This window comes from Flavobacterium sp. GNP002 (assembly GCF_054343795.1).
In genome coordinates this window covers 3,389,554-3,413,302 of record NZ_JBTGUW010000001.1, presented here as the reverse complement: position 1 = coordinate 3,413,302, position 23,749 = coordinate 3,389,554, and the positions used below count along the sequence as shown (strand labels likewise).

The window sequence follows — 23,749 nt, the reverse complement described above, 5'->3', positions numbered from 1 at the left end:
TCGACTTTTGACTTTATGACTTTCGACTTTCTAACTTTAAGACTAAAATTATGTCTGTACTAAGATTAAAATTACCAACCGATCCAAGATGGGTCAATATTGTAGAAAAGAACATTGAGGAAATCTTGACTGATCATGCTTGGTGCGAACAAAAAGCAGCTACAAATGCCATTACCATTATTACAAATAATTCAGAACACCAGGATTTAGTGAAGGATTTATTGGCTTTGGCCAAAGAAGAAATTGATCACTTTGAGCAAGTTCATAATATTATTATAAAGCGCGGCTTAAAATTGGGACGTGAACGCAAAGATGAATATGTAAACGAATTGTATTTGTACATGAAAAAAAGCAGCGATGGAAGCAGAGTTTCTAGTTTAGTGGAACGGTTATTGTTTTCAGCAATGATAGAAGCCAGAAGTTGTGAGCGTTTCAAAGTGCTTTCAGAAAATATTCAAGACGAAGAACTATCTGTTTTTTATAGAGATTTGATGGAGAGTGAAGCAGGACATTATACTACTTTTATTACTTATGCAAGAAAATACGGAGTAGGAATTGACGTTGAAAAGCGTTGGAGAGAATGGCTTGCATTTGAAGAAAATATTATAACAAATTACGGTAAAAACGAAACAATTCATGGGTAGTTTATTATAGGCAATTTTAGTTCTAATTTTTAGTAAATTAATGAACGATTTAAGAGCCTTAATAATCAGTAATTTGTATTTACTGTATCCAAAAGAGGAAAATGTTTTATATTTAAATTAAATTATTTGTGACAGATTAATATTTTTTTGATTTACATTTATAATTTAAATTTAACTTTAACACTTGTTTATTGATATGAAACTCAATTTTAATTATGATGGAAATGTTGCTTGTAAGGCAATATTACAAGATCAATTAGAAAAATTTGATATTAAATATCAGCTGTTGGATTTAGGACAAATTGAAATTGGAGATAATGTTTCTGAGGATGTTTTAACAGAACTTCAGGTTTGTTTAACCAAGTATGGCATTCAGATTATTGACAATCCAAAAGGACAATTAATACAAAAAATTAAAGATGCTATAATTGAGATTGTCTATGAAAAAGATAAGTTTCCAAACATAACAATTTCTCAATATTTATCGGATAAACTGAACTTTAGATACGGTTATATTACTAATGTTTTTTCGGAATATACATTTACATCTATTGAGAATTTTATTATTATTCAAAAGATTGAAAGAGCCAAAAAACTTATAATTGAAGAGAAACTCACGTTAACCGAAATTTCTCATGAATTAAACTACAGTAGTGTAGCTTACTTATCAACTCAATTTAAAAAAGTAACAGGATTAACACCCTCAATGTTTAAAAGAATAGTAAGTAAAAAGAGAGAGTTATCTAATAAAGATTAAATAAAATTTTAAAAATATACCCCATATTTTATGATTACACACCAAGATTCAATGCATATTCTTTTAGCTGACGATGACGAAGATGATCGTACTTTTTTTAGTGAAGCTATACTAGAGCTTAAAATGAATAATAAGTTGACTCTATTTAAAGATGGTAATGATCTAATGGATTATTTAGTGCATCCTGAAATTAAGTTGCCTCATGTTTTATTTCTTGATTTGAATATGCCCGGAAAAACAGGAATAGACTGTCTGAAAGAAATTAGATCGAACACTCGTTTTAAAGATGTTTCGATTGCCATATATTCGACCTCTTCATCAGAAAAAGATATTGAAGATACCTTTATTGAAGGAGCAAATATTTACATTAAAAAACCTAATGATTTTTCTAAACTAAAAAAAGTAATCAAGGAGGTTGTAAATATGAATTGGCAATTTCATACCTCAGGTTTAAATATTGAAACTTTTTTCTTTAGCATATAAAAAGGAATAGATGAAAATTCTTGGACTATATAAAAACTCACAAGTGTTTAAAATAGCTTTAGCTATTGCAATTGTTGTTGTTTGTTATATAGCCTCGATGTTTTATTCCCAAATGAAAAAGCTCGATTCAACGGTTGAATTAATAGCAAATTCTAATGAAACACAACTCGAATTAGAAAAACTGCTATCCGTAATGAGTAATTACGAAACGAGCTTGCGAAGTTATATTATTACAAAAGATCCAGCCTATATACAAGATCGTTTTTTGAGTAGGGGCAAAATTGAAGAGAGCATTACAAAGCTTAAGTTGTTAACTGCAAACGACTCCGCCAGATACAATGATATAGACCGATTAAAAAGGCTTATTGATCTTAGATTCAAATTGCTTAGGAGGACCTTACTTCTTGCACAAAGTAAAAATTCTGGTCCGGTAACGATAAATGCGATGTTATTGCAGAACAGTAATGTTACCGAGATGATGAAATCCTTTGTCACTAAAATAATATTTTCTGAAAGTACAAAAACAAAATTTGAAAACAATAATCATCAATTTGAATTACAGGATTCAATCATTACCGCTTTTTTATTAGTTATACTTTCGCTTCTTATATTGCTGCTTTCGTTCCAAAAGATGAATGTTGACATTGCTGAACTCAAAAAGGCAAATGATCAATTAAAGCTATTAAATGAGTCCTATAACTCTGCTGAAATGACAGCTAGTTTTGGACATTGGATGGTGAATTTAGAAAGTAATGCCTATACTTTTTCAGATAATTTATTCCGATTGATGGGTGTTGAACCTAATGCATTCGAACCAAATATTGAAAATTCAATTAAATATATTCATCCGGATGATTTAGAATATGTCACTAAAGTACACATTGATTCGTTGGTTAATCATCAATCCACTTCAATGATATTTCGATTTTTGACACCAAGTGGTGATATAAAATATATCATGGGAGTAGGTAGTTTTACTAAAAACGGTAATGGAGATTTGATTAAAATAGGCGTTAATTATGACATTACAAGCCAGTATAATAAAACACTCGAGCTGGAAAATAATAATAAAGAACTTAAATATATTAATACTGAACTCGAGGCTTTTAACAATATTGTAAGCCACGACTTGCAGGAGCCGCTTCGCAAGATTCAAATGTTTATCTCCAGATTAGAAGAAAAGGAATCGGAGTTGCTTTCGTCACAAGGGAAAGAATATTTCTCTAAAATTCGTGTAACTGCAAATAGAATGCAGACTTTATTAATTGATTTGGTGAATTATTCCAGAACAATAAAAGGCGATAAGGTTTTTGTGAAAACGGATCTAAATAAAGTTATTGAAGAAATACTTCAAGATTTATCCTCTAATATTGAAGATAAAAAAGCTATTATTACAATTGGAAATTTGCCTGCAATCAAAGCAATACCTTTTCAGGTGAAGCAGCTTTTTATAAATTTAATTTCAAATTCTCTTAAATACAGTAAAGAAGATACAGCTCCAGGAATCAGTATTACTTCTAAAAAAATTACAGAAAAAGAAATGCATGATTATAAAATTGCCAATAAAAAGGATTATTATAAAATTGTGATTTCTGATAACGGAATTGGTTTCAAACAAGAGTATTCAGATAAAATATTCTTATTATTCAAGCGTTTAGAAACCGACCCAAAATATTCAGGAACTGGACTTGGACTGGCTATTTGTAGTAGAATTGTAGATAATCACAAAGGATTTATAAAAGTAAAAGCAAAACCGGGTGTAGGCGCTAAATTTTATATTTTTATTCCAAAAGGAGATTTGCTATAATTTCAATAATTTTACCAATAAATTACAATGTTACAACTAACCGAAGCTGCAATACAGGACTTTAAAACTATTCGAGAAATTGCCTATAAATCATGGCCAAATACTTATGGTTCAATTTTATCAAAAGAGCAAATTGATTATATGCTCGATTTGTTTTACTCAGAGAAAACTCTTCTTGAAAATTTAAACGAGAAAGGACATCGTTTCCTATTGGTAAATGAGGGAGAAGTCTGTCTAGGCTTTGCTTCGTATGAACATAATTATTTAAACCAAAATTGTACTCGCCTTCATAAAATTTATTTGCTTCCAGAAGCACAAGGAAAAGGAGCTGGAAAGTTGTTGATTGAAGCCGTAGAAAACTTAGCCAAGGAAAATCAATCGGTTGTAGTTTCATTAAATGTAAATAAATTCAATAAAGCTATTTCGTTTTATAAAAAAATAGGATTTGAAGTGGTTTCAGATGAAGAAATTCTATTAGAGCATGGCTACAAAATGGAAGATTACAAAATGGAAAAGAAACTTTAATTATCCTCATTTCGCGACGCTTTTTATCTTATAATTTTACAACAATGAATTTTCTTCAACATGGATATTGTCGTATATTTATAGGAAGAATTTACAACAACCTATACAGTTAAATATAAAGCGAAATGAGTTTGAAATTACGATTACTATTTTGTTTATCAGTTTTTAGTTTGCTTTCTTGTTCCAAAAATGAAACAGAAGAAATTAAACCCACAGTAGGAGAAGTTGCGGAAAGTGTTTACGCGTCAGGAGTTATAAAAGCGGATGGACAATACACCGTTTATGCTACTGTAAATGGTACTTTACAAAAAGTAAATGTTATCGCCGGTCAATCCATTACTAAAGGGCAATCACTATTTGAATTGGAAAGTGATAAAGCAGAACTGAATACGGAGAATGCTCGATTAGCGTATCAATTGAGTCTGGAAAGCAGTCGTTATATTCAAGATAAAATTGCCGAAATGGAAATGAAAGTCCAATCAAGCAGAGACAAATTGACATTAGACGAATCCATTTATAACCGAAATAAAAACATCAGGAACCAGGGAGGAATTTCGGAAGTCGATTTTGAAAGAGTCGAATTAGCATTTAAAAGTTCCAAAATTAATTACGAATCTGCTAAAAAACAATTGGCACAACTCAAAGCCCAATTAAAGAATGATCAAAGCAGAAATAGTGTCAACCTAAAAATCAATCAGAAATCCCAAAGTGATTTTAGCGTCAAAAGCGCCTTTTCCGGAAAGCTGTTTGATGTCTTGGTGAAAGAAGGAACGTTAGTTACACCACAAACTCCTTTGGCAATAATTGGTCAGGAAAATTCATTTTTATTGGAACTGGAAGTCGACGAAAATGACATGGTTCGTGTAAGAACCGGACAAAAAGTATTGGTGACAATGGATAGTTATAAAGGACAGGTATTTGATGCTGTCATTGATAAAATTTACCCAATAATGAACGAACGTTCCCGTACTTTTAAAATTGAAGCACATTTTATAAAACCACCCGAAAAACTCTACCCAAATCTTACAGCCGAAGCTAATATTATCATTCAGATTAAGCAAAATACCATTACGATTCCAAAAACATATTTAATAGAAGGCAAATATGTTTTAGTAAATAAAGACGAAAAACGCGAAGTAAAAACGGGTTTAAGCGATTATCAAAAAGTGGAAATAGTATCGGGTTTAACCGCCGAAGAAACGATTTATAAACCCAAATAATGAACTTTAAACTCATTTTAAACATTGCCTTGCATTTGCTTCGGGCACGATTGAAGCAAACGATTGTTGCTGCTATTGGCGTAACGTTCAGTATCGCCATGTTTATTGCTTTAGTTAGTTTTATGAATGGTTTGAATGATTTACTGGATGGCTTAATGCTCAATAGAACTCCTCATGTTTTGCTGTACAACGAAATTAAACCTTCAGAAAACCAACCTGTTTCTATATCAGACGAATTCCAAAAAAAGACCAATTTTGTTCGTTCGATTAAACCTAAAGACCGAGGAAAATCCATTTACAACAGTAAAACCATTCTGGCTGTTTTAAAGCAAGACCCACGCGTTATTGATGTTGCGCCAAAGGTGACTTCGCCGGTTTTTTTTAATTCGGGGACGATTGAAATTTCAGGAATAATTAATGGAATTGATGTTTTGTCTGAAGATAGATTATTTAAAATCAGCGATTATATCATTGAGGGAAAAGTAGCTGATTTGCTTCAGAATAACAGTATTATTATAGGGAAAGGTTTGTCAGACAAAATGCTGCTTACCAAAGGCGATATCATCAAGATTACCACTTCTAAGGGAAATTTGGCTTCGCTTAAAATTGTGGGTATTTCCGAAATTGGAATTGCTGAAATCGATAATGTGATGAGTTATACCTCTTTGGCGACGGCCCAAAAAATACTGGGAGAACCTACAAATTATATCACAGACATTCAGCTTAATTTGTACGATATGACTGCAGCGCCTGCTGTTGCAAAAGAGTTTCAGAACACCTTTAATCTAGATACAATTGACTATCAAACCGCAAATTCTCAGTTTGAAACCGGAAGCTCAGTGAGAAGTATCATTTCCTATTCCGTTGGAGTGGTGTTGCTGATTGTTGCCGGTTTTGGAATTTATAATATTCTGAACATGATGATTTATGAAAAAATGGACAGTATTGCGATTTTGAAAGCCACCGGGTTTTCCGGGAATGATGTGAAATGGATTTTTGTTTCGCTTTCTGTAATTATTGGACTTGCCGGAGGATTGTTTGGTTTGCTGTTTGGCTATGTTTTTTCTTCTATTATAGATGTGATTCCGTTTGAAACCGCTTCGTTACCCACGGTGAAAACCTATCCAATTAATTACAATCTGATTTATTATGTTATAGGGATTACTTTTGCATTGTTTACAACGACCATTGCCGGACTTTTTCCGGCTTTAAAAGCCAGTAAAGTAGATCCGGTAGAAATTATTAGAGGAAAATAAAAATGGAAAATAATGCTGTTTTAGAGACAATTGGACTAAGTAAATATTTTTACGATCCTGTAAAATTTCAGGTATTGAAAGAAATAAGTATGCGTGTTAATCACGGAGAGTTTGTTTCTATCGTAGGCAAATCCGGCTGTGGAAAATCGACGTTGTTGTATTTACTTTCTACGATGGATACGGATTATGACGGCCAGATATTGATTCACAACGAACTTGTTACGGGGAAAACCGATAAGCAATTAGCTTTAATCAGAAGTGAAAAAATAGGTTTTGTGTTTCAGTTTCATTATTTACTGGCTGAATATAATGTCTTGAAAAATGTAATGCTTCCGGGAATGAAGTTAGCTAAATATTCGGATAAAGAATTAGAACATCGCGCCATGGAACATTTGAAGACACTGGACATGGAAGATCAAGCACTGAAAATGCCCAATCAATTGAGTGGCGGACAAAAACAGCGTGTCGCAATTGCGCGTGCTTTGATAAACGATCCGTTAATTATAATGGGGGATGAGCCTACAGGGAATTTAGATAAGAGAAACAGTGATTTGGTTTTTGATATTTTTAATAAATTGACACAGGAAAAAAATCAGACTTTGCTGGTGGTTACCCACGATACTGATTTTGCCCAAAAAACCAATAGAATCATTACTATGGAAGATGGGAAAATAATTTCTTAAAGCACTATTTTACTATGATTTCATGTTTGTATAGCAATCCTTTTATGCCTTCTAAAGCGAACGCTGCTTTCTTTAGTTTTGTTGTTTTGGGATCAATAGTGTAGTTGTAGCTGGTTCTAAAATCAGCTTTGTTGGCAATTGCTTTTGCAAATTCAGAACGGTATAAATCGCAGTTTTCAAAAACGACTTCGGTCAAATCAGTACTCATAAAATCAACGGCAATAATACTGCAATTGGTAAATGATGTTCCTTTGATTTTTAATGTATAAAATTTGGAGAAATCCAAAATACAATCATTAAAAGCAATCTCGAAAATTAATTTATCGCACATGGCAAAATTCACGTCTTTGATTTCACAACGATTGAAAGTTACGGTTCTAAAGGCTACATAATTTATTTTGGCATTGCTAAAAATGCAATCATTGAAAGTACAGTCAATAAAAGTAACTGCTACAAAGGCACATTGAGAAAAATTACAATTGGTAAACGTACAGCATTCGAATTCCTTAAAATTGACTTCTTCTTCCTTATACGTAATGTCTTTGTATTCAATATCTAGAAAATATTCTGCCATTTATGGTGTTTAAATTCAGCTTTTAGTGTTTTTTTTGGAACAAAGAAACAAAATTCTGAATCGTTATATTGGATAAATTACGCTTATTATTTTTAAACATTAAACTCTTTCGTAGTCGCCTTTCCAGTGCTGAATCGCTTTTTTAATTTCCTTTCCCGAAAGATTTTCATGCAGCGCTCTTTGTGTTAGTGCTGGAAATTCATCATCTGGGGCAAACCGTAAGGCAAATAGTTGGTCATCATTTAACTGGTGTTCAAAATCTTCCAGTCTTTTTCCTGTAATCGAAAAATAACGGTATCGAAGTTCCAGACGTACAATTCGGTTTTGTAAAGTCAAAGCATAATGTTGGCGTAGCATGAAAGCCAGACAAAATAAAACAACGAAAATTCCACTTATAAACGCCCAAATTAATGAATCTTCGGTGGTGCAACTAAAATAAATACTAAACGACAGAAATGTCATTATTATAGTATAGTAAACAAAATGATGGGGTGGGTAATAACGAATATGATTTTTATAGGATTGTGTTTCCATGATTTTCTTTTAGAGTTTTTTAAAGATACTCAAAACAACTTATTTTTAAGGCTACAGGTTTTTTAATTATGAAAATCCAAAAATTATATATGTTTTGGTAGTGTCTAATATTAAAAAACAAGACTTGATTTATATGAAAACAATTCAATGTAGGTTATCAATATCATATTATTAATGCTTTATCAAAACCTCTTTCTATTACAAAAAAAAGCCCTGTCATTTTATAATGTGCAGGGCTTTTCAGTTTTTTAGGATTTAAATTCCAGTATATGAATGTATAAACATCAGTTCATTTTATTTTTTTTCAATTGATCTTTCAAAAAACTCATACGTTCGCAGCATTTGATCTATTCGTTGGCGATTGTCACCATTTCGTGTAATTTCATGTGTTGCTCCCGGATGTACTACAAATTCAACAGGACGATCTAATACTTTAAGACTACGAAACATCATTTCGGCCTGAATAAAACCGGTACGACGATCGTTCCCACCATGAAAAATAATAAAAGGTGTAGTGATGTTTTGAACATAACTTATGGGTGATTCACGAGTTAGAATTTCTTTCACTTTTGGCTCCCATGGATATCCTCCAAAATAATTTGGAACTAATCGCCATGCATTTCCTTCGCCAAAAAATGTGTTAAGATCATAGACACCGCGTTGCGCGCAAGCCGCTTTGAAACGATTGTCATGACTTATGATCCAAGCTGTAAGATATCCTGCATACGAACCTCCGGTGATAAGTAACTTGGAGTTGTCGGCCCAACCTTCTTCAACGGTTTTATCTAATGCTGTCAATACATCACTTGCCGGACCTTTGCCCCAATCGTTGATGTTGCCTCTTAAAAAATCCAAACCATATCCACCCGAACCTCTTGGATTACTATAAACGATACCATATCCTTTACTGCAAAAATATTGGTATTCGTGCCACATACTTTCTTCACCAGGACCCCACATTGCTGATGGACCGCCATGAATTTCTAACAATAATGGATATTTTTCTCCTTGTTTGTAGTTGGATGGTTTCATGATCCAATACTCTACAGTCATTCCTAAATCGTTAGTAAATGTTTTCTTTTCAGGAATGGATAATTTTTTAGTTGTAACCCAATCATTAAAATTGCTTACTTTTTTTTCATTTTTTAAATTGGCATCAGCAAAATATAATTCAGAAGGATTTGATACCTGAGTTTTTGAAAATACAATCGTATTATTTATAACATCAAAACTTGAAATACCAGTATCAACGCTGGATAAAGCTTCTATTTTTTTTGTTAATCTGTTAATTCTGTGCAATACATTACCACCATTCATCTGAGAGGTAAAGTACAGGTATTTATCATCTTTACTCCAGATAAGATTTGATTTATTTCGATCAAAAGGGATTGTTACCATATCTCTTTCGGTGCCATTCATGGGCATTATTGATAAGGAAGGAACACTAATAAAAGAAGTATTACTTGACAAGAAAGCCAGCCATTTACCTGATGGAGATATGGTTGCACTGTTGTATCTTTTTCCGTTTTCGCCTAAAATCATTTTAAAATTTTCACCATTTGTGTCAACTGTAAAAATCTCACTTTCTAATGATCGATCTGCATTTTCTATAGTGTCTACGTCACCTGATAGAATTATTTGTTTCCCATTTTGTGTGTAGTCCGCAGTAGCAAAACTATAAAACCCTTTAGTAAGTAATCGTGGTTCAGCATCTTTGGAGACATTTATTTCAAAAAAGTGATTGAAATTCATATCTGAAGAAATATTCGACTCACTTTGGAAGTTTAATTTGTTCAAGACAATTGCTTTTTTGTCGGTTGCATTTTTATCTAGATAGGCTCTTATTTCTGATAAACTTCCGTTAGGATTGGGTTTCTCTTTGTTCGTTAATAAATGTTCATTTTTGTCAAAACCAGGCTTTTCCATTTTCCAAGTTGGAATCGAATTTGATTTGTTTAAAATAGAATCTTGAAGCAACTCACGAAAGGGGATACTTGATGAAAAAAGTATTTTTTTACCATCTGGCGACCACTTTGGATTGGTGGCACCGTATTTATGTTTTGTCAGTTGTATTGGTTCACCACCTTCCATAGATAATATAAAAATTTGCATTTTGTCCTCTACAGAACGCGTAAAAGCTATCTGTTTACCATTCGGACTCCATGCTGGTCTTGTCGCACCATCTTTATTTGTGGTAAGTTGTACAGGTACGGAATTGCTTAAAGTATTGGTAGTGAAAATCTGTGTGCGGTATTTGTAATCTAATTTATTATTTTCATCGGGTTCAATAGAAGTCACGGTAAAAGCAGCTTGTTTTCCATCTTTAGTCAGCGTTATGTTACCAACAGTTTTAATTTTCAACATATCAGTAATGGTAACAGCTTCTATTCCATTTTGTGCGATTGAAGATTGTAATTGTATTAAAAACAATAGTACTATTGATAGTTTTCTCATAGATTCAATTTTAAAAGTGTTGGTTTTTTATCAAGTAAGCTCAATTGTGCTATTATAATGTTTATAGGATGGATTTATAAGCTAACTATTTAGTAAAATTATAAAATTAAAATTGTTATCTGTATAATTTACTATTCGAAAGTATCTATTGGTAAATGAACAAGTGATTATTTACTTTGTTCATTAGCCCAATCATCTATATAAGTTTCAAAAACACTTAAAGGTACTGAACCAACCTGCAAATAGGGTAGCCGAATTTATCCACTAAGGAAACGTATTATGAATATTTTGGAGGGTGTATAAAAGAAAAAAACCCTCTAAATCATACGATTTAAAGGGTTTTAATTCAATTTGCTTTCCAGCTGGCGGAGAAATAGGTTATCGAACCTAATATGCTTAATTATCATTTATTCCTTATTTTATTGATATTTTTGTGACTTTATATGAATTTTTATACCAATTTATATACAATAGTGCTGATATTATATATCTTTACTGTCAACTAATTTGTCAACTATAAATTATGCTAAGTACATTCAATTTAAAAGAACCAAAGAAAGAAGGCGAAACATTAATATTGTTTTCTGCTTATTTTAAGAAAGAAGGAAAAAAGTTTGTTTATTCAACAGGAGAAGTTATCTCTCCTTTAGAGTGGGATTTTAAAAACAGACAACCAAATAATTTAACTGGAAAAACTTCAAATGCCGAGAAGCAAAGATCTGTTAAAAGGCAATTGGATAGGTATTCTAAGTATTTTATTGAAAGAGTAAATAAATATAAAGACACTGGTGAGGAACTGTCAATTGAAATGATTAGAAAAGATTTTGATATTGAATTTCAAAAGACGAAAACGCAATCAAAAGATTTTTTCGCAGTTTATGATATTTTTATTCAAATGAAGAAAAATGATAGGACCGATGATGCCAACTCAAAATCTACTATTAAAAGATATGAATACAACAAAACTCTACTAGAACAGTATCAAGAGTATTCTAAAACTTCTCTGCACTTAAATAGGATTGATAAACCATTTTATAATTCGTATATTACTTTTTGTATTTCTGAAAAAAAACACTCAAACAATACATTAAGTAGAAATTTAGGTCTTTTGAAAACTTTTCTAAGTTGGGCATTTGATAACAATTATACGTACAAAACTGATTTTAGAAATTTTAAAAATATTAGAAAACAAGTTACTGATGAAGTAGCTCTTACATACGATCAAATCATCGAAATATTTGAATACGATTTCACTGAAAATACTAGATTAGAAAAAGTTAGGGATTTATTCGTGTTCGGTTGTTTCACGGGCATGCGATTCAGTAATTATTCAATTATAAAAAGGAATGATATTTACGATGGTATTATTCACGTTCGAGATAAAAAAGACTCAAGCAAACAGTTATCAATTCCATTAAATGATTATACTAAATTTATTCTTGAAAAATACGACTATCAACTTCCTGATATTACTAATCAAAAATTTAATGACTACGTAAAAGAAGTAGCTAAAGAGGTCGGTTTTAAATCTAATATTAAAAAGACTATGAAGTTGGGTCAGGATATCATTGAAACAGTTTCACCATTATATAAAAGGATATCTAGCCATACAGCAAGAAGGAGCTTTATATCTATTATGAAAACTAATAAAATCCCTGATAAGGTTATTATGAGTTTTACAGGACATAAAAGCATAGAAGTTTTTAACCAATATTATAAACCAGTCATGGAAGAAAAAGTTGACTTTATGCAATCAGTCTTTAATATGGACAAATCTAAATATACCAAACCTTAAATAATTTAATTATGTTAACAAGAGAACAAGTTGAAATTAGTCAAAAAGTACAAACTGAAAAGAGAAATGCACCAGCATTAGGCGAACTTTATTTAGATTTTTATCTTGATGAAGAGTATCATCTAAATAGTGATTTGCAATTTGTAGCGTTAAATTTAATGAACTACGAAAATTTAATTTTAATGCTCGATATCTTGGGAGAAAAAAATGAGTTTGTAATAAATTGCGTTTATTATTACATGTCACAACTTATGTATTACCAAGGAACAGGACTGGACGAATACATAGCTTTGGAATACGTTCGAGAAGATGTTTTGAATCTTTTTGAAAGTTATAATGCTGTTAAAATAGAAATAGATTAAAAAATATTTCAAAAGATATTTCCTCACTTTAAATCAAAAAAAAATAATTTATACCGAACGACAAATTATTTTTTTTTCTTCAAAAATTTCAACTTATTAACAGATTTAAAATTTTTTACAATCCACTTGTATAGAATCTAATAGTTGAAAAAAAAGCATACAATTATTACCGCTAGTACTAATTTTATGACAATAAAAGTTAGATAGTATTTTATATCTAAATCTTCTGCGGGTTCGATCAAGTCAATAAACATCTCTGTTTCTTGCAAGCTTTTTCTTTTATTTCGTGTATTTTCTCTAAATTTATTTACTTTTAGGCATTATAAAAAAATCAACAATGTCAGACGAACAAAAGAAACTCTTAGAAACCCAATTATGGGCTATTGCCAATATTTTAAGAGGTAAAATATCAGCCAATCAATTTCAAGATTACATACTAGGTTTTATATTCTATAAATACCTTTCTGAAAAGTTAGAAAAAAAAGCAAATGAGTTTCTGAAAACGGATGGAATTCGATTTAGTGAAATTGACGAAAACAGTGCTGATGGAAAAGAAATTTTAGAAGCGCTAAAAGAAGCCACTGTTGATGCATTAGGTTATTTTTTAAAACCATCTGAACTTTTCTCAAACATAGCCAAAAAAGGAAATGCAAAGGTTATTAATCAAGATGATGAAGAGCAAATTCAAAGCACTTTTATTCTAGAAGACTTAGCCAATGTGTTGAATTCTATCGAAAAAAGCACCATGGGATCTGAGAGTCAAGACGATTTTGACAACTTATTCTATGATATCGATTTGAACTCAACTAAAATAGGTCGTACCACCAAAGACCGTAACGATGTTATTGTAAAAATACTTACGGCCCTTGACGAAATTGATTTTGATTTAGACAATACCGAAGGTGATGTTCTGGGCGATGCCTACGAATACCTAATTGCAAAATTTGCAGAGGGTGCCGGACAAAAAGCAGGTGAGTTTTATACTCCGCAACAAGTATCGAGTATCTTGGCGAAAATTGTGACTACTCGCAAGAGCAAGTTGAAATCAGTTTACGACCCAACATGTGGATCGGGTTCGTTGTTGCTTCGTGTAGCGCGTGAAGTAGAAGAAGTAGGGCATTTTTACGGACAAGAACAAAACCGTACCACGTACAACTTAGCGCGAATGAACATGATTTTGCACGATGTGAATTATCATAAATTCGATATAAAAAACGAAGATACTCTTGAAAAACCACAACACTTAGATTTTAAGTTTGATGCCATCGTAGCCAATCCACCATTCTCGGCAAAGTGGTCTGCCAATCCTATTTTTACCAATGACGAGCGTTTCTCGCAATATGGCAGACTAGCACCTGGAACCAAAGCTGATTTTGCTTTTATCCAACACATGGTGCATCAGCTAGACGATAGTGGTATTATGGCCTGTATTGCACCGCATGGCGTATTGTTTCGTGGTGCTGCCGAAGGACATATCAGGAAGTATTTAATTGAAGATCGCAACTACATTGATGCCATTATTGGTTTGCCTTCTAACTTGTTTTACGGTACCAGTATTCCAACCTGTATTTTGGTATTGAAGAAATGCAAAGAAACACCCGAAAACATATTGTTTATTGATGCCAGCAACGATTTTGAAAAAGTAAAAAATCAAAATGTACTTCGTGAATTTGACATTGACAAAATTATAGAAACCTACCAAAACAGGACTGTAATAGACAAATACTCTAACGTGGCAACTCTCGAAGAAGTAAAAGCCAACGATTATAACCTGAACATTACTCGTTATGTAAATACTTTTGAAGAAGCTATTTCAATTGATGTAAATGAAGTGGCGGATCAATTGCAAAGCATTGATTTAAAAATGAATGCAGTGGATAAAACCATTGCTTCGTTTTGTAGTGAGTTGAATATTAAAACTCCTTTTTAATATGGAAACAGTACAGCCAAAATTGAGGTTTCCAGAGTTTGAAGGGAATATGAATTATTCCTATAAAAAGCATTCTTTTGGAGATGTTTTTCTTTTTTCTACAGGTAAAAATATAAAACAAAATGAAGCATCACCTGAATTTGAAACATTATGTGTTAGATATGGTGAATTGTATCATATGTATAATGAGGTTATTAAAGTTGTTATCAATAGAACAAACCTTGATAAATCTGAATTGATTTTTAGCCAAGGAGATGAAATTTTACTTCCATCGGCAGGTGAAGATCCTTTGGATATTGGTTCAGCATCTGCTCTGACAGTTGAAAATGTTGCTATTGGTCGAACTATAAATATATTAAAACCTTTGAAGCAAAATGTTTATTCAAATATTTATGCAGCATATTATATCAATCATAAATTAAGGTCAAAAATTGCAACATTAGCAAAAGGAGTTAGCATTAGTAATGTTTATAATTCAGATTTAAAAACATTAGAAATTATTCTTCCAAAGTTAGAAGAACAAACCCGCATTGCCAATTTCCTTTCATTAGTAGATGAAAAACTAAACCTTTTAAAAGAAAAAAAAGAACTTTTAGAAGACTACAAAAAAGGTATCATGCAAAAAATCTTTAACCAAGAAATTAGGTTCAAAGATGATAATGGAGAGGATTTTGAGGAGTGGGAAGAAAAGAGTTTGGGTTCTTTGTGTAAAATCACTACTGGTAAATTGGATGCAAATGCTATGGTAGAGGATGGAGTATATAGGTTTTATACTTGTGCAAAAGATTATTATAGAATTGATAAATACGCTTTTGATACAGAAGCATTATTAATTTCAGGTAATGGAGCAAATGTTGGTTATATTCATTATTACAAAGGGAAATTTAATGCTTATCAAAGAACATATATACTTGATGGTTTCAATGAAAATATAATGTATGTAAAATATTTTCTTCAAATGAATTTGCCTAAAAGAATTAAGGGCGAGAAAAATGATGGGAACACTCCATATATTGTTTTATCAACTTTATCTGAAATGGATTTTTTAATTCCAAGTATTGAAGAACAAACCAAAATTGCTAATTTTCTTTCAGCCATTGATGAAAAAATAGAGTTAGTATCCAATCAAATACAAGATACCCAAGAATATAAAAAAGGGTTGTTGCAGCAACTATTTGTGTAAATAAAAATACTATGGAAAATAAAAAAATTACCGATTACATTGTTTTAGAAAGGGAATCAAAAGAGCTTCTTGTATTTGAGGTTTTAAACAAGATTAAAGAGGGATATCTTCCATTAGGAGGAATTTCATTGGCTGTAGATTCCGGTAAGCTGAGAGAATATAAGTATTACGCGCAATCTATGGTCAAGTACGCTGATAAATAAATGATATCCTAATCTTAATTAATGTTACAAGCATTAACTAATTGGAAGATAAGAAGATAAAAAAGTATTGTTGCAGCAAATGTTTGTTTAATATGTTTATAGACAAAATTAAAAAAGAAGAGTTAATAAATGAATCAGAAAGGCTTTTGTTGAAAGGAAATAAAATTAAGTTTTCATTCGATAAAAATTGGTCAAACAATTTCACAAAGTTAGCTGGAGTATATGCTGTTTTTGGTAATGATGATTTATTATACATAGGAGAAAGTGCAAGTATTAAAGAAAGAATGAAAGAAATCAAACGAACTATAAATCATTCTTTTAGAAAAAAATTAGGTAAACATTTATATTGTGATGCTATTTTAACAAAAGGGAAGTTTGAAGAAGAAATTGAAAATTCTTTGAATGAATATTATTTATCAAACTTATATGTGTCATTTATTGAAATTGAATTTGGTAGAATTGAGATCGAAGAAGAATTAATTAAAAGGAATTCAAACTTACTAAACTCAATCAGTTTAAGGAGTTCAAAATATGAATCAACGTAAATATTTAGCTATGTTAACAACAAAAAAATTGATAGAATTAGGTTTTGAAATTATTAAAAACGAAAGTAATTGGTATTTAAAAAAAGGGGTAATATGTTTATTTCCAATGAACGGATGCTGGGCATTTGGTAAAAACATGGATAACTTAATGCAAGCTCCAAAAGGTAAAATATATCTTGTTTCAAACGAAGATGAACTTTTGAGCTTTTATAAAGCCAATAAAATAGAACTGTAAACTAATGACAATGCAATCGGCATTAATGCTACATGACACTTACATTTGTTAATAAAAGCCTTAGTTTATTATTCTAATTAATGATAATCCACAATGTAATTAAGGGTTTTGTAAAGTAGTTATTTGTGAAATAGGAGGGCTTCAATAATTAGACTTTCGAAAAAGATAGTATTTACAAAGCCGTTAAACAAGCCGGTTTTAAAATTGTAAATAGCTATAAAACAATAAAATATAGTAGTAAAATATCATATAACAACAATTTAGATGATTATAAATTTTGTAAACTCAAATTATATTGTACTTTTGCACCAACAGTACACACCACGCGATAGGTTCTTAGCAATAAGAAAAACAGCGTCCCAGGGTGTGTCTTTTGCTTTTATAGCAATTCTGAAAAATTTCTTAGCTCCTAGTTATGTTTGATAAAAAAGCATTCACACTTGAGCAACAAGTAGCCCAACTACAAGAAAGAGGTTTACAAATAAAGCATCCGCGTATTGCCGAAAAGTACCTAATTAACATCAGTTATTACAGGCTTGGTGAGTATTGGTATGTGATGCAGTCAGATAAAAAAAATCACATATTTAAGCCTAACAGTAATTTTATGGATGTGATTGCATTATATAATTTTGATGCGGAATTACGTTTGCTTATTTTCGATGTGATTGAGAAAATCGAAATTAGTTTTCGGACTAAATTAATATATTACCTATCTCATGAAAAAGATCCTTGGTGGTTTCAAAACTATGATTTATTTAACGACAGTAGAGCGTTAGAAAAAACCTTGTCTAATTTGAATGAGGAACTTTTACGTGCCAGAGATGCAAATATTATTAGACACCAAAATAAACACTCAGATGATGATAGGTTTCCGCCTGCATGGAAATCATTAGAACTAACTAGTTTTGGTGCCTCATCAAAATTATATGGTAATTTAAAAAATACAGTAATATCAAAAGATTTAATCGCCAAAGAATTTGGAGCTGTAAACTATACTTTTTTACGTAGTTGGTTACAATCAATAGTGCAAATTCGTAATTTTTGTGCCCACCATTCAAGACTCTGGAATAGAAACTTACCTAGTACGGTCAAATTATTACCTAAACCGCCCAATCCTTGGATTAGTGACGAAGAAAATATTCCAAAACGAGATGAATTTAGCAAGTTGTATATACATATGTGTTTAATGAAATACCTATTAAATACCATCATACCCAAAAATGAATTTACTCAAAAGTTAACACTTTTATTTGAAAAATATCCCAATGTAGATCCCAATGCGCTAGGGATGAAACCCAATTGGCAAAACGAACCTTTGTGGAAAATAAAAGACTAATTACTTACTATGACATCACAGTCCGAATTAATATTAGAACAAAACCTAGTCAATCAGTTAGCCGCTAATGGGTACGATAAAGTAACTATTAAAGATGAAAATGATTTACTAGTCAATCTTAAAAAGCAATTAGAAAAACACAACAATAAACTGTTTTCTGATTCGGATTTTAAGCAAATACTAAACCATCTAACCAAGTCTAACAATGTTTTTGAAAAAGCTTTATTACTTCGGGATAAGTTTGCTTTCAAAAATGATAATAACGAATTGGTTTATGTGGAGTTCTTAAATATGGATTTCTGGTGCCAAAACCAATATCAAGTAACCAATCAAATCACGGTTGAGGGAACCTATAAAAACCGTTACGATGTAACCATTTTAATTAATGGTTTGCCCTTGGTTCAAATCGAATTAAAGAAAACAGGTTTAGAACTAAAGGAAGCCTACAACCAAATCAACCGTTACCAAAAACATTCGTTTTCAGCCAATACTGGACTATTCAACTATGTGCAGTTATTTGTAATCAGTAATGGAGTAAACACCAAATACTTCAGCAATTTTGGAAACAAAAAACCAGATTATAAACAAACCTTCTTTTGGACCGACGAAAACAACAAACGTATTTCTAAACTAGAGGATTTTGCCAATACCTTTTTAGAGAAATGTCATTTGTCTAAAATGATCACGAAATACACAGTATTGCACGATTCTGATAAAATGTTGATGGTATTACGTCCGTATCAATTTAATGCCGTAGAACGCATTATTGATAAGGTAAAAAATAGCAATCACAACGGTTATATATGGCACACTACAGGATCGGGTAAAACCTTAACGTCGTTCAAAGCCAGTCAAATATTATCCCAATTTCCAAAGGTAGATAAGGTAGTTTTTTGTGTAGACAGACAAGATTTAGATTACCAAACCGCCAAAGAATTCAATGCCTTTAAACCCGATTGTATTGATCCAACCAATAACACGGCCAATTTAGTACGTCAGTTTAAAGATGGCAATAGTAAGTTGATTGTTACGACGATTCAAAAATTATACAATGCTATTACGAGAGAACACCATCTTAAAACAATGGATGATCTCAAAAATAAAAAGATAGTTTTTATTTTTGATGAATGCCACCGCTCTCAATTTGGAGACACGCATAGAAAGATTACCCAATATTTTGAAAACTATCAAATGTTTGGGTTTACCGGTACACCTATTTTTGCAGAAAATGCCTCCTCCAAAAACAAGCAAAACCAAACCACGGCAAGCTTATTTGGTGAGCAATTGCATAGTTATGTCATTACCGATGCGATAAAAGATGACAATGTGTTGCGTTTCTCTGTGGAGTATGTAGGGAAGTACAAAGAGCGTGAGAATTCACAAAACGAAATTGATATTGAAGTAGAAGCAATTGACACTCAAGAATTGTTAGAAAGCAATGATCGTATCGAAAAAATTACTAATTATATTATTCAGCAACATCCCATTAAAACGCAAAACAAAACGTTTACAGCTATGTTTTGCGTGAGTAGCGTAGACATGTTGATTAAATATTATGATCTATTCCTTAAATTAAAAGAAGAAGGTAAACATGATTTAAAGATGGCTACCATTTTTAGCTTTGGTGCCAATGACGAAATGATTAGCGATACAGACGATTATGATAGTAAAGATTTTAATGAAGTAGCAGAAAAGGAAGAGGTTTATAACGCATACCATAAAAGGGATAAACTAGAAAGTTATATTGAAGAATATAATAAAACATTTAAAACCAGTTGGACTACAAAAGACAGTCAATCCTTTTATAATTATTACAAAGACATAGCACAACGAGTACGTTCTAAACAAGTAGATATTTTGTTTGTGGTTAATATGTTCCTCACAGGATTTGATAGTAAATCATTGAATACTTTGTTTGTAGATAAAAATTTAAAGTACCATGGTTTAATTCAAGCCTATTCCAGAACCAACAGAATTTTGGGTGATAAAAAATCACAGGGAAATATTGTTGTTTTTAGAAATCTGAAGAAAGCCACTGATGATGCTATTGCTTTATTTTCAGATAAAAAGGCCAAAGAAATTATCATTTTAAAACCATACGAAAGTTACGTTCAAGAAATTAATGAAGCTTATACTAATCTAATAGCAATTACTCCAACTTTCGAATCGGTTGATGATTTATATACCGAAGATGAAGAATTGGAATTTGTAAAAGCATTTCGTGAAATCATTAGGTTAAAAAACATAATTGCTTCATTTGTAGATTTTAAATTTGATGATATTGCTTTAGGTGAACAAGAATTTGAAAATTATAAATCCAAATACTTAGAGTTATCAGATAAAGGTAAAAAAGAAAAAACCTCCATACTGAACGAAGTCGATTTTGAACTGGAGTTGATTCATCGCGATGACATTACAGTAACCTATATTTTAGGGTTGTTAGCCAAGTTAAAAGCAACAAACCCAGCGGAAAAAGAACGCAGACAAAAGGAAATATTAGATCTTGTTGCGGGTGATGTTAAACTGCGTAGCAAACGAGAATTGATAGAACGTTTCATTGAAGAAAACTTACCGGCACTAGATGATATGTCTATTGAAGAGGGTTATACTGCTTTTATGATTGAAGAGCAAGAGAAAGCCTTTAACCAGTTTGTAACCGATGAAAAATTGAATGCGGACAAACTTAAAAAACTAACCGAAGATTTTTTATTTACACAACGAATCCCTAGCAAACAAGAAGTAGTGGAAGTACTAGAAAATCAACCCTCTATTTTACAAAGGTCAAAAATAGGTGATACTATTCTAAATAAATTTCTTACTTTTATAGATACGTTTTTTAATGATTAATAATCTCAGTAATAAATTATGAAGGTATCTACAGAAATTAGAAAATTAACTGCAAGTATTCAGCAAGAATACAAACTATCAGATTATGAAGCATTAACAATTGCTTTAAAGATTGAAGAAAATGAGTTATTTCGCAAAGCAAATGTGATTTCAAAAGATGATAAATATCCATCTGCACTTGAAAAAATTGCAATTGAACTTAAGAATAAAATTTGAATTACAAAGAGTCCGGAAATTGCTAATGTAATGGATCTAGATATTAGGCTTAATGGAAAGAAAGCTTTTGTTTTTTGGGAGTTTTTTGAAATCCTATGTTGGGCATAATTTAGTTTTATATGCTATATGGCTTGATGATAAAAAAAACTAATTTTAGAAATATCAGAACACGAAGTAATAAAATATTTATATAATTATAATATTAATCTATTGAATATGAAGTTTTTAAAAGTACTAGGAATATTAATATTATATACTATTCTACAAGCTGCTAGTGAAAAAGTTTTTGGTGAAGACAATGTTTTATTTATTGTTATTTTAGGAATACCGTTTATATTTTGGATACTATTTACACTTGCAAATGATGAAAAGAAGTAATGGATAGCAACATCCGTCGTATAACATCCTAAAATTTTATAAATCAATTTAAAATGGAACAATCAAAATTAACTAATACTGAAACATTAGGCAGAAACCATTTAATGGCATTTTTAGAAGAATTGATCTTAAATTTTAAATCCAAAAAATTTTCATCAGAAAGATTGATGGGTTTATCGAAAGCTTATTATTTAGTAGACAATTATAAAAAAATAAATTATGAAGGTTATTTACGATTAGAGTCTTTTGAAAGAGATGAAGAGGGAGATCTTCATAGTTATGTACTTAGGATATATTGCGATGAAGCCATATTGTTCTATGAAGGCTATACACACGGCCCTTACGGTGGCGATTCTGAATATCAAGAAATTTTCAATTTTGATTGTGATTACGACGATTTTGATGAGCCAGAACTAAAAATCAATTGTTGGATAGGTGATTTTGAAAATATTTTGAATAATAATGGTTCACTATCAATTGATGATTCAACAGAAGATATTGAAGAAATAGAACAAGATGATGAAAATTATGATGCGCAGGATGAAGAACGAGAAAATAACATAAATTAGAAAAAGGAACAATCTATTCCATTATTACTATCCTTTGTCTAAAATTAAAAGAAACCTTCCTTTTATGTTTTCGTTATAAAACCTTCCAGGAGAGTTTGAGTATTTAAACCCCTGCCAAACCTCAATAGGAAGATTTCTATAAATGAACTTTTTGCCATTTTTTGTTTCGTAAGTAAAATAACCCTCTAAGCCATCACAGCTATAATAATTAGCTTTCCTCATCCAGCTACTGCGCTGTACATCCTCTTCTTCGCTAAGTTGAAAATCAAAAGTCTCAACATATTGCTTTGCTTCAGAGTAACTATTAAACTTCTTATTATTTATATCCGTACAATTTTGATTATTGCAACATATAAAGACAAGCAATAGTAAAACAGAACAAAGTATTTTTTTCATGATCTATTTTTGGTTTATGTTTTTTTCTAAATCTTCGATAATTAAAACATATTCTGGAGATTTGGAAATGTTTTTAATAAGTTCTTTTTTAATTATCCTTAACATTGTTTTGTGCGGAAGCAATGGGACAAACAACTCAAAAAAAGGAGGAATAAAAAGAAAAAACAATACACCTAAAGCATAATACCATTTTTTAGTAAAAAAAATAATAAAAAATAAAACTCCTAAAATTAAAAAATTAGCTACAACTATAGCTCCAATGTATTTTGGAGTCATATCCGCTTGAAATTCTACATCTAAATTTCCATTATTTATAGCTCTAGAAATTTGATTAGTTAATGATTGAAATCTTTGTGCTACAAGAGATAAAATCAAATAAATAAAAAACAACAATAAGAAAACAATTTTTAATTCCATTCATTTAAAAAATTAAACCCAATAACTAATAATTAACATAAGCCTCTCATTGCAAAGGTCTATCCTACATTTTTTTATTACTTTTCTACTATTCAGTAATAAAATCAAAACTTTACACAAATATAATAAATATAATAATTTACATACATTTTTTTAACCACTAAACAAACAGACAACAAATCAAGATAAAATTACAATAATATTTCTTTATGAAATAACAAAGGCAATCGAGTGGCCTCGCACTGGCCATTAGGGCCTATGCATTGCCTACGGAATTCAATTTTAGATCAACTTGATTTCTAATTAACATTAAAATTTTTCGGCACAAAAAAAGCCCTTGACTATATCCAAGGGCTTTTTGTATTATATATCTTCATCATGAAATTCAAGGCAAATAAAT

Annotated in this window: 24 protein-coding genes; 19 read left to right on the top strand and 5 right to left on the bottom strand. The window is 31.0% G+C overall.

From position 1 onward, the window contains the following. Window positions 1–50 precede the first annotated feature (50 nt). From ACXX80_RS14905 to ACXX80_RS14870, 8 genes are all read left to right on the top strand, one after another. The gene (locus tag ACXX80_RS14905) at window positions 51–644 is read left to right on the top strand and encodes a MiaE family protein (protein ID WP_417991978.1); all 594 of its coding nucleotides are present in this window, start codon (window positions 51–53) and stop codon (window positions 642–644) included. Window positions 645–840: 196 nt separating this feature from the next. Next, window positions 841–1,401: a helix-turn-helix domain-containing protein gene (locus ACXX80_RS14900; protein ID WP_417951451.1), complete on the top strand. Its 561-nt coding sequence runs from the start codon at window positions 841–843 to the stop codon at window positions 1,399–1,401. Between the two features lie 30 nt (window positions 1,402–1,431). Continuing rightward, window positions 1,432–1,884, top strand: coding sequence for a response regulator (locus ACXX80_RS14895; protein ID WP_458553934.1), 453 nt, complete (start codon window positions 1,432–1,434; stop codon window positions 1,882–1,884). A gap of 10 nt (window positions 1,885–1,894) precedes the next feature. After that, window positions 1,895–3,691, top strand: coding sequence for an ATP-binding protein (locus ACXX80_RS14890; protein ID WP_458553933.1), 1,797 nt, complete (start codon window positions 1,895–1,897; stop codon window positions 3,689–3,691). Window positions 3,692–3,718: 27 nt separating this feature from the next. After that, complete coding sequence (locus ACXX80_RS14885; RefSeq protein WP_458553932.1) at window positions 3,719–4,216, top strand: GNAT family N-acetyltransferase; 498 nt, start codon at window positions 3,719–3,721, stop codon at window positions 4,214–4,216. 125 nt (window positions 4,217–4,341) lie between these two features. Continuing rightward, window positions 4,342–5,436: an efflux RND transporter periplasmic adaptor subunit gene (locus ACXX80_RS14880; protein ID WP_458553931.1), complete on the top strand. Its 1,095-nt coding sequence runs from the start codon at window positions 4,342–4,344 to the stop codon at window positions 5,434–5,436. Then, entirely contained in the window at window positions 5,436–6,692 is a 1,257-nt protein-coding gene (locus ACXX80_RS14875; RefSeq protein WP_417980809.1) for an ABC transporter permease, read from the top strand. Before ACXX80_RS14880 ends, ACXX80_RS14875 begins: the two co-directional genes overlap by 1 nt. A gap of 2 nt (window positions 6,693–6,694) precedes the next feature. Beyond that, the gene (locus tag ACXX80_RS14870) at window positions 6,695–7,375 is read left to right on the top strand and encodes an ABC transporter ATP-binding protein (protein ID WP_458553930.1); all 681 of its coding nucleotides are present in this window, start codon (window positions 6,695–6,697) and stop codon (window positions 7,373–7,375) included. A gap of 4 nt (window positions 7,376–7,379) precedes the next feature. Here ACXX80_RS14870 and ACXX80_RS14865 read toward each other — a convergent pair whose 3' ends face one another. The 3 genes from ACXX80_RS14865 to ACXX80_RS14855 form a co-directional block, all read right to left on the bottom strand. Then, window positions 7,380–7,949, bottom strand: coding sequence for a pentapeptide repeat-containing protein (locus tag ACXX80_RS14865; RefSeq protein ID WP_458553929.1), 570 nt, complete (start codon window positions 7,947–7,949; stop codon window positions 7,380–7,382). Between the two features lie 99 nt (window positions 7,950–8,048). Continuing rightward, a complete protein-coding gene (locus tag ACXX80_RS14860) occupies window positions 8,049–8,483 on the bottom strand; it encodes a DUF6526 family protein (RefSeq protein ID WP_458553928.1) in 435 nt (144 codons plus the stop codon). Window positions 8,484–8,777: 294 nt separating this feature from the next. Then, on the bottom strand, window positions 8,778–10,937 hold the full coding sequence (locus tag ACXX80_RS14855; RefSeq protein ID WP_458553927.1) for a S9 family peptidase: 2,160 nt from the start codon (window positions 10,935–10,937) through the stop codon (window positions 8,778–8,780). Window positions 10,938–11,460: 523 nt separating this feature from the next. Between ACXX80_RS14855 and ACXX80_RS14850 the strand changes: the two genes are divergently transcribed. From ACXX80_RS14850 to ACXX80_RS14800, 11 genes are all read left to right on the top strand, one after another. Beyond that, window positions 11,461–12,732: a tyrosine-type recombinase/integrase gene (locus tag ACXX80_RS14850; protein ID WP_458553926.1), complete on the top strand. Its 1,272-nt coding sequence runs from the start codon at window positions 11,461–11,463 to the stop codon at window positions 12,730–12,732. A gap of 11 nt (window positions 12,733–12,743) precedes the next feature. Next, window positions 12,744–13,094, top strand: a complete 351-nt coding sequence (locus ACXX80_RS14845; protein WP_458553925.1) for a hypothetical protein — start codon at window positions 12,744–12,746, stop codon at window positions 13,092–13,094. A 337-nt stretch (window positions 13,095–13,431) separates the two neighbouring features. Continuing rightward, a complete protein-coding gene (locus ACXX80_RS14840) occupies window positions 13,432–15,024 on the top strand; it encodes a type I restriction-modification system subunit M (RefSeq protein ID WP_458553924.1) in 1,593 nt (530 codons plus the stop codon). A 1-nt stretch (window position 15,025) separates the two neighbouring features. Beyond that, the gene (locus ACXX80_RS14835) at window positions 15,026–16,207 is read left to right on the top strand and encodes a restriction endonuclease subunit S (RefSeq protein WP_458553923.1); all 1,182 of its coding nucleotides are present in this window, start codon (window positions 15,026–15,028) and stop codon (window positions 16,205–16,207) included. An 11-nt stretch (window positions 16,208–16,218) separates the two neighbouring features. Then, a complete protein-coding gene (locus ACXX80_RS14830) occupies window positions 16,219–16,410 on the top strand; it encodes a hypothetical protein (RefSeq protein WP_458553922.1) in 192 nt (63 codons plus the stop codon). 92 nt (window positions 16,411–16,502) lie between these two features. Further along, a complete protein-coding gene (locus tag ACXX80_RS14825) occupies window positions 16,503–16,955 on the top strand; it encodes a GIY-YIG nuclease family protein (protein ID WP_458553921.1) in 453 nt (150 codons plus the stop codon). Further along, window positions 16,942–17,190, top strand: a complete 249-nt coding sequence (locus tag ACXX80_RS14820) for a hypothetical protein (protein WP_458553920.1) — start codon at window positions 16,942–16,944, stop codon at window positions 17,188–17,190. Before ACXX80_RS14825 ends, ACXX80_RS14820 begins: the two co-directional genes overlap by 14 nt. A gap of 415 nt (window positions 17,191–17,605) precedes the next feature. Beyond that, the gene (locus ACXX80_RS14815) at window positions 17,606–18,526 is read left to right on the top strand and encodes an Abi family protein (protein ID WP_458553919.1); all 921 of its coding nucleotides are present in this window, start codon (window positions 17,606–17,608) and stop codon (window positions 18,524–18,526) included. 9 nt (window positions 18,527–18,535) lie between these two features. Then, window positions 18,536–21,373: a type I restriction endonuclease subunit R gene (locus ACXX80_RS14810; RefSeq protein WP_458553918.1), complete on the top strand. Its 2,838-nt coding sequence runs from the start codon at window positions 18,536–18,538 to the stop codon at window positions 21,371–21,373. A gap of 18 nt (window positions 21,374–21,391) precedes the next feature. Further along, a complete protein-coding gene (locus ACXX80_RS14805; protein WP_458553917.1) occupies window positions 21,392–21,589 on the top strand; it encodes a histidine kinase in 198 nt (65 codons plus the stop codon). A gap of 431 nt (window positions 21,590–22,020) precedes the next feature. After that, a complete protein-coding gene (locus tag ACXX80_RS14800) occupies window positions 22,021–22,536 on the top strand; it encodes a hypothetical protein (RefSeq protein ID WP_458553916.1) in 516 nt (171 codons plus the stop codon). 27 nt (window positions 22,537–22,563) lie between these two features. Here the strand turns inward: ACXX80_RS14800 and ACXX80_RS14795 are convergent, their stop codons facing one another. Together ACXX80_RS14795 and ACXX80_RS14790 are read right to left on the bottom strand one after the other, a co-directional pair. After that, complete coding sequence (locus tag ACXX80_RS14795; RefSeq protein WP_458553915.1) at window positions 22,564–22,932, bottom strand: KTSC domain-containing protein; 369 nt, start codon at window positions 22,930–22,932, stop codon at window positions 22,564–22,566. Between the two features lie 3 nt (window positions 22,933–22,935). After that, window positions 22,936–23,349, bottom strand: a complete 414-nt coding sequence (locus ACXX80_RS14790) for a hypothetical protein (protein WP_458553914.1) — start codon at window positions 23,347–23,349, stop codon at window positions 22,936–22,938. Window positions 23,350–23,749 lie beyond the last annotated feature (400 nt).